Origin of the sequence: Paraclostridium bifermentans, from assembly GCF_964259345.1 — a bacterium.
GTDB classification, from domain to species: Bacteria; Bacillota; Clostridia; order Peptostreptococcales; family Peptostreptococcaceae; genus Paraclostridium; species Paraclostridium bifermentans_B.
Map to the genome: position 1 here is coordinate 200413 of NZ_CAXVJR010000001.1, position 12810 is coordinate 213222.

Consider the following 12810-nt stretch of genomic DNA (forward strand, 5'->3'; position numbering starts at 1 on the left):
TATATATAAACTACTGAATTCACTTCTTTTTAGAATATATTTTTATTTTTCCATTTTAATGTACTTATTACTAATCAATTGTTCAAAAAGAAATTTTCAAGTAGTAAACTTTCAAGTTTATCTGTATTTTTATGTATATATACATATTTTTCATAAAAATATATTGTATACACAAAAATAATATCAGACCATATTTACGATCTGATATTATTTAACTAATGTTTTTTAGGCTTTCTATATACTTTTTCATGCCTTAACTCTTTTATGAGTGATACTATCATTAATACCAAAATTAAGCTAAACGGAAGCGCTGTTACTATAGACATAGTTTGCAATCCTTCTAATCCTCCGCTCAATAATAATGATGCTGCAACTAAAGATTGTAATATCCCCCATGTAAATTTAACTTTATTAGTTGGATGCATTGATCCATTAGAACTAAACATTCCTAGAACAAATGTAGCTGAATCTGCTGAAGATACAAAAAATGTTATTATAAGTAATACAGCTACGACACTAGCTATAAACCCTAATGGTAAACTATTTAAGGTAATAAATAAAGTAGATGACATATCAGCTTTTAATGCTTCCAATAAACTTAAATTTGTATTTATCTCTAAATTAAGTGCTGTTCCTCCAAATACTGAAAACCATATATAGCTAAATAATGATGGTACTAACAATACTCCTACTATAAATTCTCTTATTGTTCTTCCCTTTGATACTCTAGCTATAAATACTCCTACAAAAGGTGACCACGCTATCCACCAAGCCCAGTAAAATAATGTCCAATCAGCTATCCATGTTGATTCTTTAAATGGTGTTAACCTTAAGCTCATAGATACTATATTTTGTAAATACGTACCTAAGCTATTTGTAAATATTTCTAATATTTTTGATGTAGGTCCTAATATGAATACAAAAACTAATAATAATATTGCTATGCCTACATTTATATTACTAAGTATTTTTATTCCTTTTTCAAGTCCTGTAGAAGCTGATAATAAAAATAATATTGTTGCTATAACTATTATAATAAATTGATTTAAATAATTAATATCAACTCCAAATAATTGATTTAATCCTCCATTTATTTGCATAGCACCTAACCCTAATGATGTTGCAACTCCAAATGCTGTAGCTATTATTGCCAAAGTATCTATAGTCTTTGCCTTTGCTGATTGAATATTATCTCCTATAATTGGAGATAAAGTCTGACTAATAAGTAATTTTTTACCTTTCCTAAATCTAAAATATGCAATAGTTAGTCCTACCAAAGAGTATATAGCCCATGCATGAAGTCCCCAATGAAAAAAAGAAAATACTATAGCACTATTAGCAGCCTGAGGTGTTAATGGCTCGATTCCCATTGGTGGGTATATGTAATGGTCTAATGGTTCTGCTACTCCCCAAAACACCAATCCTATTCCCATACCTGCACTAAATAACATCCCAAACCAAGTAAGATTATTAAATTCCGGTTTATCATCTTCCTTTCCTAGTTTCAATTTTCCATACTTACTAAAAGCTAAAAATATCATAAATACTAATACTAAAAAAGTTATTATGAGAAACATCCATCCAAAATTCGTTGTTGTGAATTTAAGTGCTTCATTTGCACTATTCCCCAACGATGTAGGTGATATAAGTCCCCATAACACAAATAATCCTATTAAAACTACAGATATATAAAATACCATAAAAAAACTCCTTATCCTTAGTATTCTCCTCTTAGCTTTCCATAAATTCACTAATTATATACTCTTTTATATAACTTTAATATGTAAAAAGAGCATAGGCTACAGTAATTAATTACTGTAGCCTATGCTCTTTTTATTAATATTCTTTTTTCTTTTCTATAAGTACTAGTCTTGGTGGATGATTTACTTGATTTATAAAGTTGCAATTTAAAACATTAAATTCACTTTGATTTAAAGAACTAACAAAATCAAAAACTGCATCACATTCATCCATTCCGCCTTCATGCCCTGTATATATAGCTATACTAATTACGCCATGGGCCTTTAAAAGCTTTAAACTCTTTTTTATAGCCTCAAGAGTTGTATTTGGTTTAGTTATCACTTGATGCTTAGCTCTTGGTAAATATCCTAAATTAAATAAAACACAACTTACTTCACAATTCACATACATATCTATGTTTTCGTGTCCATCTAATATTAAATTTGTCCTATCTAATAAATCTTCTTTTTCTAATCTTTTCTTAGTGCTTTTTATAGCTTCTTCTTGTACATCAAAGCTATATACCTTTCCACTTTCCCCTACTTTTTGAGCAAGATATTTAGTATCATATCCATTTCCCATTGTAGCATCTATAACTGTATCACCTTCATTAATTACATCTTCAAGTAATACTTTATTTAAATCTGTAACTTTTGTTAAATACTTAGCCTTAATCATTATTACCATTCCTTCTTATTTAAGTTTTTTTAGGTATTCAACCTCATCTTTTGTCAAATGTCTGTACTTTCCTATTTCAACATCTCTTAAAATTATTTTTCCCATAGCTTTTCTTCTTAAATTCATAACTGGATGATTTATTGCTTTGCACATTTTCCTTACTTGTCTATTTCTGCCTTCATGTATTTTAATTTCACATACTGCATAATTTTTTTCAATGTTCTTTTTTACTATCTTTATTTTCGCTGGAGATGTTTTGTAATCTTCTATATATAGCCCTTTTTCAAAGTTTTCAATCTCACTTTTGTTAGGAATTCCTTTAACTGTAGCTACATATGTTTTATCAACTTCGTGTTTTGGGTGAGTTAATTTATAAGTCAAGTCTCCATCATTGGTTAAAAGTAATAAACCACTAGTTTCATAATCCAATCTTCCTATTGGATATACACGAACTTTTACATCTTTTACTAAATCCACTACACTTTTTCTATCAAATTGATCTTTAACTGTTGTTACATAACCTTCTGGCTTATTTAACATTATATATACAAGTTCTTCTTCTAATCCTATAATATTCCCATCAACTTCCACTTTATCTTTTTTTTCATCTATTTTTAATGATAATTCATTTATAACTTTACCATTTACTTTAACTCTATTTTCAAGTATTAATTCTTCCGCTTTTCTTCTTGAAGCTATTCCACAAGATGCTATATATTTATTGATTCTCATATAATTCTCCTTATATTTTTATTTCTTCACATTAGATTATTATACTATAATTTTAAAATTATTTTAAATTAATTTGTGTTTTTATATTATTTTATTAATAAATTTTGGCTAAATTAATATTACTATGTTTTATTAAATCTAAAGGAGGTGCTTTTTTTGATTTCAAAAGATAATATAAAATACTATATATTTATTATTTTTATATCTCTCTTAATGTTCAAAGCAATAGATAGTCCTTATATTTTTTTGTCTGAAATCAATAGCCTATTTAGATTTTTAAGGCCATTTTTATTATCAATATTTATGTGTTTACTTATAAATCCTTTTGTTATGTATATAGAACGTTTAACTAATATACCTAGAGTTTTTAATATTTTAATATCTTATACTTTATTTTTTTTATTATTTGGATGTGGTTTGTATTTACTAATACCATCATTGACACATACTTTAAATATTATAATTAATGAAATCCCTAATTATATAATTGATTTCGATTTATTATTAAATAAATATATATCTAAAACTGATTTATTTAATAATATAACTCCTAGCTTACAAAAAAATTTAGACTCTATTTTAAATAATTTAATGGAAATTGTTAATAAAACTGCTTCAGATGTTTTAATTTATATTTTGAGTTTAACTTCTTTGTTGTTTAATCTAATAATAGGAATAATATTATCAATATATATATTATATGATAAAGAAAAAATAATAACTAAGCTTAAAAATTTACTTTATGCTACTTTTTCAATAAAAAAATCAAATGAAATAATCGATTTTTTTAATATAATTAATAAAATATTTTATCATTATGTTGTTGGTAAATTTATAGATTCTTTAATTATAGGAGTCATCACCTTCATAGGATTTGAATTTATACTTAATATAAAAAGTAGCTTATTTTTATCATTCATAATATTTTTAACCAATATGATCCCTTATTTTGGACCTTTTGTAGGCGCAGTTTTCCCTATACTTATGACCTTGATTTACAACCCTATAAAAGCCTTTTGGGTTTCTATATTTTTATTAATAATTCAACAAATCGATGGAAATATAATTGGACCTAAGGTAATGGGTGACTATGTAGGACTAAGTCCACTTTGGATTATAAGTGCAGTTTTGGTAGGAGGGTCTTTATTCGGATTTATAGGAGTATTTTTATCTGTTCCCATAGCAGCCATCTTAAAAATTTATATAGATAAGTATATCGATAAAAATATAAATGTAAAAGATTCAAAATAACATTTATAAATATAAGACCCTGTGGTCTTATATTTATAAATGTTTTGTTAAGTTATCTAAATTTATATTAACTATCTTTACATTTGAATTAATGCATTTTAGTCTATGTTGATCTATTGATTTTTCTTGAGTTATTATTATAACTTCAGGTATCTCAAAAAACGGTATTGTCGAATTCATAATTTTGTATGGCAAATTTTTATATTTACTAGCTTTAAAAATATCACTTAGTCTAATATCTATAAGCTTTTGTTTTAGATTTTTATCCTTATCTAAATATTCAATATATATATCATATTTATCTTTATCTATAGATACATTACGATAAAATCTTCTTATCTCATATCCTGAAGCTTCCATCTTAAGTGCTATATCTGATCCTATTATAACCTTTAAAAGTTCTTTACCTTTATATGTTTTTCCTCCATTCAGGTAATATATACCTGAACTATCTTTATATTCTCCATAAGTTACATTACATGGATACTTTCTTAGTGTAAACTCTCTACACATCCTCCTTAATGTCTTTTTATAAGGAGATTTAACTATTTTTCTTTTTTTAGAAAAAAACTTATTAAATTGTTGTTCTGTTGCACATCTAACTTGGCTCATTAAAACTAATATTTCTTTTTCCATACCTATCATTTTTTCTATCTCCTTGATGTATATTATAGCGAGTCTTAGTTTCATTATATTAAATTTATATTATAAAATTTACACTTTAATAAAAATTTGCTTTACCTATATCACTAAATACTTTTTTTAAGCGTATAATTTGTATACTTTTATCTTGTTTTATTCAAAAAAAAGCATAGTCATAAGACTATGCTTTTTACTTATTTATGCTGTTACTTCTTGATCTTTTACTTTAACTTTTTTATAACTTTTTAACTCTTTGTATAATATAATAGATGTTATAACAGTTGCTATAAAATCTGAAACTGGCTGAGCATACCAAACCCCATCTAATCCAAATATTCTTGGCAATACTATTATCATAGGTATTAATAATATAACTTGTCTAAGTAAACTTAAAAACATAGCAATTTTAGCTTTACCAATTGATTGTATATAATTAGATCCTGTTATAGATATACCTATTATAGGCAACATTAATAAGTATATTTTAGCTCCATTTACTGATATACTCATAAGTTTTGGATCTTTATTAAACATACCTACTATAACTTCTGGAATAGTTTGTACTAAAATCCATCCAGTAGTCATTATAACTATCGCTACTAATGCAGATAATTTAAATGTTTTATTAGCTCTGTCATATTGCTTTGCCCCAAAGTTGAATCCTATTATTGGTTGAGCCCCTTGATTTAATCCAAAGATAGGCATTAAACACATCATTGATATAGATGATATTGTAGCCATAGCACCTATAGCTAGATCTCCACCATACATTTTCAATGCATTATTTGAAATCACTTGAACTAAACTAGTAGCTAACTGCATAGCAAAAGGTGCTGATCCTATAGCAAAAATTATTTTAACTAAATTCTTGTCAAGTTTCAAACTAGACTTTTCAAACTTTAAGTTAGATTTTCCTTTTATATAATAACTTAATCCCCATATAGCCGTTACTATCTGAGAAGCAACTGTTGCTATAGCAGCTCCTTGTATTCCTAATTTAAGTACAAATATCAGTAATGCATCTAATACTATATTAGTTAAACACCCAGTAATCATTATCATAGCTGCTAATTTAGGATTCCCATCCCCTCTAATAGTATTGTTAAGTGTATACCCTAACATACTAAATATACTACCACCTAAAATTATATATATATAATCTTTAGCATATTGTATAGTTAAGTCACTGGCTCCAAATAATTTTAATATTGTATCTCCAAATATTATACCAATTACACTTATTATAAGTCCTATTATTATAGATAAAGATATACTATTTCCTATAATTCTTTCAGCGTCTTCTCTTTTTCCTTGCCCTAATTTTATAGATATATTCGTTGTAGCTCCAATCCCTATAAGCATAGAGAAAGCCAATATTATAGTCATTATAGGTAAACAAATTCCAACTCCAGTTATAGCAAGTGGCCCTACATCAGGTATATTTCCTATGAAAATTCTATCTACTACATTATATAATGCATTTACCATCATACCAATTATTGCAGGAACAGAATACTTAAGTAACAACCTTGGTATTGATTCTGTGCCTAGTATTTGTTCATTTTTCATACATATTCCTCCTTTACATAGTTGTACATATTTTCATCAGAAGATTTACTACATTTTCACTTTCTTCTTTATTTAAATTAGAGGTTATTTTTTCCTCCCACTTCATCATTATTTCATATACCTCTTCTTTTATATCCTTACCTTTTTCAGTTAAGTATACTTTATAAGCTCTTTTATCTACTAAATCTCTTTCTCTAGTTAAAAAACCTGCTTCTTCTAATTTTTTTATTGCTCTTGCAGTTGTACCTTTGTCTATATTAAGCCTTTCAGCAAGTTCTTCTTGACTTTTACCATCACCTCTATATAGTTCTAGTAAAAACATTACTTGTCCTGAACCTATACCTAAACTATTAAGTTCTTTTGATATAAATATACTTCCCTTCCTATGTATTTGGGATATATATCTACCTATACATTTACCTTCTTTTCTCATGGTGTTCCCCCTATCCAAATACGAAATAAATTATTTAATATTAAAATAGTTGTCATTGCAACTATATTAGTATACATTAATTTAGTTGTTATTGCAACTATTTATTTAAAATCAAATTTAAAAATAAAAAAGCTGCATAAAATGCAGCTTTTTACATTATTCTTTTTTATCAGAATTAATACTCAAGTTATCAAAATCCATAATATCTATTGCTCCTTTTTGATCTTTTTCATATGAAATTTTGACACTATCTCCTTCTTTAGTTATAGGTACTTCAGTTGAAACTTTAGATGATACTACAAATATAGAATCCTTTATACTATCTATTGTAAAATAATATGATGTGTTCCCATCTATTACATCTGAATTGATTCTTTGTATAATCCCTGTGTTACTTATCTTTGTTGTATCATTTTCTATATTTACATTATTTCCTTTTGATTTTAATTGTTCTCTATAACTTCTTAAAGCTTCTTCTTTAGTATCTCCAATCCCTACTATATTAAAATCTTCAACAGATACAAAGGCAACCATCTTAACTAGTCCAGCTTTATCCTTTAGCGACATTACATATGTAGGTTTTCCTAATATATTATACATAACAGGGAATGTTGCTTCGTAATTTTTCTCCTGAACTTTACCAGTAGCAGATACCATAGCTGCTGTTTCTGTTGCTCCAGGTTGTTTATACAATCTAGCTTCTTTTGTTCTAGTATCTACTAGCATAAATCCTATAGTAGAATCATCTGCTCCTGCTGATGTTATACCAGTATACCAATATGATTTTCCATCATCTCCATAAACTAGAGATGTACCTTCTGTTGCTACTAATACTCCTTTTTCTGATATAACAGCATTTAAAAATCCATTTACATATGTTCCCCAATCATTTATTTGTTGTGTTACAAATTCTTGAGGCTGTATTCTATCTATCCATTTAGGCGCATTTTTTATATCATAACTTTTAACTTCACCAGTTTGTGTATCTACAGTAGCAATACCTGTAGCATTCTTACCATTGTATCCAACAGCATTTTCATAAAGTGTAACTACCCAATAAGGTTTTCCTTCATCATTTATTTCTAATGTAAAATCTGTCATTCCTACATCTACATATCCTTTTAAATACATATGTCTTCTTAAATCTTGATGTAAGTATGCATCTGGTTGATAAACTATTTTTATAGGCTTACCATTTACTTCTTGTACTAATCTTACATCTTGAGGATTACTTGCTGATACCATAACGTATCCATTTGTCCCACTCATATTTGTTACCCACTTTATTATATCTCTATGTACTAAAGGTGCTACCCAATACAATTCTCCATCTACATTTTGTATATGAAATTTACCTAGTTTAGATACACTTCCTATAGCTGGGACCTCACCTAGTTTTTTATCTCCTAATTTCATAGCCATATCTTCATCAACTAATCTAATATCATTTACACTAACAGGACTTACATCTTTTGCAAAATTACTTTCTTTAACTTCTCCAAGTAAATTTCTATATGCCTTTGAATGCAATATAGGTGATGAAGTTATGAATGGAACAATAATAATATAAGCAATTAAAACTATAGCTATAGAAAAATTTCTTTTAGCTAATTTAGATGTACTCTCTCCTTTATCCAGCATCATGTCTAATATTCCAGCAATTATAAAAAATATTGTTAATGTAGAAAATAACGATGTGAAATCTAATCTAAGTACAGGTAATTGAATAATTGCATATATAGAAACAATTATTAATGCAGTACCATAAATCTTTATAAGTTTTTTCATTTATTACTCCTTCCTATTTTTTTAATTTTTGTAATTATTTGTTAATATTAATTATATCCATTTTTTACAAAAAAATAAATACTCCCTGTAAATTATAGGAAGTATTTATTTTAATTTATACACTACTTAAGCTATACTCAAATATTTTTTCCTTTGCTCTGTATTCACTTAATAATCCTTCATATTCTAAAGTAAGTCCTTCATGATTGAAAAAGTCATTTGGTCTTATTGCATATGATGGCTTATCAAATAAGTTTATTCTACTTTCTTCTAGCATATCTGCTACAAAGTGAGAACACACATATTTATATTCTGCTTCTCTAGGTTTATTTCTAGATAAGTATATAAGAGCCAAAACATCATAATCATATTTGTTTCTATTTGCACTTACATTTAATATGTTTTTATATAAATTATTATATTGTTCATTCGTTACGTATAAGGAATATACTCTACATCTTGTATTTGTTTTTATAGCATACAACCCTTCATTTATGTTTTCTTCTACAAAACCTGCAAATAAAGGTGTTTTAGGATTTAATCTACCAAATGAATACATCGGTCTTAAATCTTGATTAAGAGCTATTGATACATGAGCATAAGGAGTTTTGCTTATTCTCCTTATTAGGTAAGAAAGAGCAGTTCCTGTATATGTTGTTATTATATATATCTTCTGCATTTTATTACCCCCAACATTTAGGTTTATAATTTTTTATGATAACTACTCTATTCTACCACCATTTTATTAAAACTTCAAATATTCTTTTTGTTATTATTTTAATTATTAAAGCTATTATTAATAAAACTTTCTTTTTTTAAATATTATAGAAAATTTTTAAATTTAGTGTTTATATTAAACAATTATATTTAAATTTACTTAATATTATTGTTATTAGTATTATTTTACTTAGCTTTCTTAGGACTTTGTCTAAAAGTGTCTCAATTTTCATTTTTTTTAATATAATAAAGTATATATAATTTTTTCGATTTTTTTTTATATTTTTTAAAATAATATTAAATATAACTTTATTTTTTAAAGACAATTTAGGAGGTATATACTATGAAGCTTAGCCAAGAGCAATTAATATTAAAAAGAGATAATAGATGTATAGAGTGTGGATGTAAACTTAACGGTCTATCTTATTCTACTGATTTTGAAATGAATACCAACATAAATAAATTTAAATCAGATTTTTGTCCAAACTGCCTATCCAGTAAAAAATAGACTATACTTTATGTATAGTCTTTTTTTATCCATTTATTCTTTTATTTACCTTATTCCCTAATACCCAGAATATTACAATTATTATTAATAAAGAAGCTACTTTAATAGGATCTTTTATAAAATTTGTAAAATCATTACCTATATAGCTTATTCCTAAAAACATTATAAATTTTCCTAATATCATCCCTGGTATAAAATTAGCAAGTTTCATCTGAGACATCCCTGATGTTATTGTTATTAAAAAGTCAGGTATAAATGGACATAGATAAGTTATAAATATCATACTAAATCCTTGTTTTTTTACCCAATCTTTAAACTTATAAATTTTATCATTATTTATTCTGTTTATAATTTTAGCATTTGAAATTTTACTACTTATTAAAAATAAACCAATAGACCCTACTACCGAACCTACCCAAGATATAAAAAAACCAAGCCATATTCCAAGTACAAAAGCATTAGCACCTACTATAGCCACCAATGGAAGTGCTGGTATAAAAGTTTCTACTACTATTATTATAAATCCAATCAAAGCTACTAATAATTTATATTCTTGTAAATTATATATTATTTGCTCCATCAATTTTCACTCCATTATCACCTACAAATTTTATTAAATCATTAATAGAAATATTTGCAGTTATATATATATTATTTTTATTTACATTTATATCTTTTAAGCTTAGTGGAGTTATAATATCTTCATTTATCACTATAATATTTTTTTCAGCTTTTAAATTTGGGCTACTTATATTGTCTTTTATAATTTTACTTACTATATTATCATTTATATTTATTTTTCCTAACTTAGCATCGTCTATAGTTATGTAAAATTTATTTTTATCTACTTTTGGTATAGCTTTAAACTCTATTTGTGTATCAATTAAATTAATAATTTCATATGGTATATATACATACAAGTTATTTTCATTTAAATTTACATATATACTTTCTATATTACTATTACTTTTATCTAACATTGAGTTTAATACGCTGTTAAATTTATTTTCTTCTACAACTAGCTTTATACTTGCTTCTAAACCTTCTGGATATATTTCAAAATCTTTTAAGTATATCTCTTCTAAATCCTGTTTATTTTTTATTTTTTCATCTTTACCTTCTATATAAGCATAGTTATCTGGTGTAAGAAAATAATATACAGTGCCTACTAATATCATAATACATATAAATACTATTATTATAACTTTATATTTTCTTTGCATTTTTTATCTCCTGTTGAATATATTCTATACTCATTATTATATTCAATAGTTATTTATATATTTATATAATTGTTAAATACACAAAAAGCTTTGTTCATTAAAATGAACAAAGCTTTTTTGTGTTCTATATATTCTTCGAATTAAATATTTCTTTATCTAATTTGCCTAATGAATTACCTACCGCTATAGAAGATGTTGTTGCTCCATTTACATTTATCATTGTTCTTCCCATATCAAGTATTGGATCTATTGCAAGTATTCCTCCTGCTAATGGGAAATATGCTCCTAGTCCAACTCCTGATACAACCACTGACACAGCCATTGTTGCAGTTCCAGGAAGTCCCGCTATACCAAGTGAAGATATAGTTATAACAACTAATAACATTACATAGAAACTTATATCTTTATCAATTCCTGCCATATTAGCTATAGTTATAGCCATTAATGCAGGATATATTCCAGCACATCCATTCATCCCCATGTTAGCTCCTAAACTAGCAGTAAAACTCGCTACACCTTCATCAACTCCTTGTTTTTCAACAAGAGCTTCTATAGTTACAGGAAGCGTTCCTAAACTTGATCTAGAAGTAAATGCTAATAATAGAGGTTCTGCTGCATTCTTTATATAAGTTACTGGGTTTAATCCATTTAAAGTTATTATTACTAAATGAACTATAAAAAGTATAGCTGTTGCTACATATAATGCAACTACAAATTCAACAACCGATATCATAGATGCTATACCTCGTGCAGTTATAGTATTTGCAAGTAATGCTACTACAGCATAAGGCATGAATTTTATAACTGTCATTGCGACACTAACAATTATTTTATAAAACGCTTCTACTAAATCTATAAAAGGTTTTACAACATCCATATATTTTTTCTTCATTCTATTAGTTGCAAGTCCTAAAAATGTCGCAAATATTATTATAGCAACTATATTACCTTCAGCCATAGCCCCTACAGGATTTGCCGGAAGTAACCCTCTTAATGTATCTACTAATGGTGTTATTTCTCTCATTTCAGGAGCTTCAATACCAGCTACTTCTGCTCCTACACCTAATTGCATAATATTTCCAACTACTATTCCTATTACTGCAGCTAATGCTGTAGTACCAAGTAACATCCCAATTGATCTAAATGTTAATGCTTGTAAGTTGTCTCCTTCTTTCATATTAATTATAACTCTTATAATTGATACAAATACCATAGGTACAACTAACATTTTTAATAAATCCATAAATCCATATCCAAATAATCCATACCATTTAGTAACTTCTTGTAACCAAACAACTTGTGATGGATCTTCTGGAAGCCCTGCCACTACTTGAATTATAATTCCTAATAAAAGACCTATTATTGTTGCATAAATTGTTCTCGTTGAGAACTTGACCTTCTTCTTTTCAAACTGTTTTACTATGAAAAATGTCCCTAATAAAACCCCCATGAAAAGTACAGTTTTAATGTCTGTTACCATTAAAAATTGTGATAAAAACGAACTTTCTCCCATTATTGGTTTCCTCCAA

At 26.6% G+C, this 12810-nt stretch carries 13 protein-coding genes; 2 read left to right on the forward strand and 11 right to left on the reverse strand.

What is annotated here, in order from left to right; translation table 11 throughout:
* Positions 1 to 215: 215 nt before the first annotated feature.
* From ACEXNK_RS01145 to ACEXNK_RS01155, 3 genes are all read right to left on the reverse strand, one after another.
* On the reverse strand, positions 216 to 1700 hold the full coding sequence (locus tag ACEXNK_RS01145) for a glycine betaine uptake BCCT transporter (RefSeq protein ID WP_373601368.1): 1485 nt from the start codon (positions 1698 to 1700) through the stop codon (positions 216 to 218).
* Positions 1701 to 1836: 136 nt separating this feature from the next.
* The gene (locus ACEXNK_RS01150) at positions 1837 to 2418 is read right to left on the reverse strand and encodes a class I SAM-dependent methyltransferase (RefSeq protein ID WP_373601527.1); all 582 of its coding nucleotides are present in this window, start codon (positions 2416 to 2418) and stop codon (positions 1837 to 1839) included.
* A 15-nt stretch (positions 2419 to 2433) separates the two neighbouring features.
* Entirely contained in the window at positions 2434 to 3150 is a 717-nt protein-coding gene (locus ACEXNK_RS01155; protein ID WP_373601366.1) for a pseudouridine synthase, read from the reverse strand.
* Positions 3151 to 3363: 213 nt separating this feature from the next.
* Here ACEXNK_RS01155 and ACEXNK_RS01160 point away from each other — a divergent pair, with 213 nt between their 5' ends.
* Positions 3364 to 4401, forward strand: a complete 1038-nt coding sequence (locus ACEXNK_RS01160) for an AI-2E family transporter (protein ID WP_373601554.1) — start codon at positions 3364 to 3366, stop codon at positions 4399 to 4401.
* A gap of 33 nt (positions 4402 to 4434) precedes the next feature.
* On the opposite strand, the gene ACEXNK_RS01165 is transcribed toward ACEXNK_RS01160, so the two are convergent.
* From ACEXNK_RS01165 to ACEXNK_RS01185, 5 genes are all read right to left on the reverse strand, one after another.
* Complete coding sequence (locus ACEXNK_RS01165; RefSeq protein WP_373601459.1) at positions 4435 to 5046, reverse strand: hypothetical protein; 612 nt, start codon at positions 5044 to 5046, stop codon at positions 4435 to 4437.
* Between the two features lie 195 nt (positions 5047 to 5241).
* On the reverse strand, positions 5242 to 6612 hold the full coding sequence (locus ACEXNK_RS01170) for an MATE family efflux transporter (protein WP_373601458.1): 1371 nt from the start codon (positions 6610 to 6612) through the stop codon (positions 5242 to 5244).
* Between the two features lie 13 nt (positions 6613 to 6625).
* Positions 6626 to 7045 carry a MarR family winged helix-turn-helix transcriptional regulator gene (locus tag ACEXNK_RS01175; protein WP_373601457.1) on the reverse strand — a complete coding sequence of 140 codons (420 nt, stop codon included), beginning with the start codon at positions 7043 to 7045 and terminating at the stop codon, positions 6626 to 6628.
* A 156-nt stretch (positions 7046 to 7201) separates the two neighbouring features.
* Positions 7202 to 8833, reverse strand: a complete 1632-nt coding sequence (locus ACEXNK_RS01180; RefSeq protein ID WP_373601456.1) for a hypothetical protein — start codon at positions 8831 to 8833, stop codon at positions 7202 to 7204.
* A 115-nt stretch (positions 8834 to 8948) separates the two neighbouring features.
* A complete protein-coding gene (locus ACEXNK_RS01185; protein ID WP_373601455.1) occupies positions 8949 to 9512 on the reverse strand; it encodes a hypothetical protein in 564 nt (187 codons plus the stop codon).
* Positions 9513 to 9893: 381 nt separating this feature from the next.
* Between ACEXNK_RS01185 and ACEXNK_RS01190 the strand changes: the two genes are divergently transcribed.
* Entirely contained in the window at positions 9894 to 10058 is a 165-nt protein-coding gene (locus tag ACEXNK_RS01190; protein ID WP_373601142.1) for a hypothetical protein, read from the forward strand.
* 25 nt (positions 10059 to 10083) lie between these two features.
* Here the strand turns inward: ACEXNK_RS01190 and ACEXNK_RS01195 are convergent, their stop codons facing one another.
* The 3 genes from ACEXNK_RS01195 to ACEXNK_RS01205 all read right to left on the reverse strand — a co-directional run bounded on the left by ACEXNK_RS01195 (position 10084) and on the right by ACEXNK_RS01205 (position 12794).
* Complete coding sequence (locus ACEXNK_RS01195) at positions 10084 to 10638, reverse strand: TVP38/TMEM64 family protein (protein WP_373601141.1); 555 nt, start codon at positions 10636 to 10638, stop codon at positions 10084 to 10086.
* Positions 10619 to 11281, reverse strand: a complete 663-nt coding sequence (locus tag ACEXNK_RS01200; RefSeq protein WP_373601140.1) for a hypothetical protein — start codon at positions 11279 to 11281, stop codon at positions 10619 to 10621. The genes ACEXNK_RS01195 and ACEXNK_RS01200 overlap by 20 nt, the downstream gene beginning before the upstream one ends.
* A gap of 124 nt (positions 11282 to 11405) precedes the next feature.
* Positions 11406 to 12794, reverse strand: a complete 1389-nt coding sequence (locus ACEXNK_RS01205; RefSeq protein ID WP_373601139.1) for a cation:dicarboxylate symporter family transporter — start codon at positions 12792 to 12794, stop codon at positions 11406 to 11408.
* Positions 12795 to 12810: the final 16 nt, after the last annotated feature.